1 protein-coding gene is annotated in these 387 nt (G+C 62.3%); it reads left to right on the top strand.

The window, feature by feature from the left end; translation table 11 throughout:
• Positions 1 to 19: 19 nt before the first annotated feature.
• Positions 20 to 387: transposase (locus AC5ZGW_RS47440; protein WP_496114312.1), on the top strand; the 368-nt coding region annotated here is incomplete at its 3' end.

Genomic DNA, 387 nt, shown 5'->3' with positions numbered 1-387 from the left:
AGAGGAGCTTGGACCCGCCATGACCGTGACGAAGATTAGGACGGACGTCTCTGCAGTCAAAGAGTTGTTGAGGTCGGACAAGGAGTTCCTGAAGCCGCTGATCCAGGGTGCGGTGCAGGAAATTCTCGAAGCCGAGATGACGGAGACGCTGGGTGCGGAGAAAGGCGAGCGCAGCGAGGGACGGCTTGGCTATCGCTCCGGCTACTATCCCCGCTCGCTGATCACCCGGGTCGGCAAGATCGAGCTGAAGGTGCCGCAGGACCGTCAGGGGCGGTTCTCGACCGAGCTGTTCGAGCGCTACCAGCGCTCGGAGAAGGCGCTGGTAGCGGCCTTGGCCGAGATGTACGTGCAAGGCGTCTCGACGCGGAAGGTCAAGCAAGTCACCGA

Source organism: Bradyrhizobium sp. Crot121, assembly GCF_059512385.1.
This window is presented reverse-complemented; position numbering and strand designations above follow the sequence as displayed.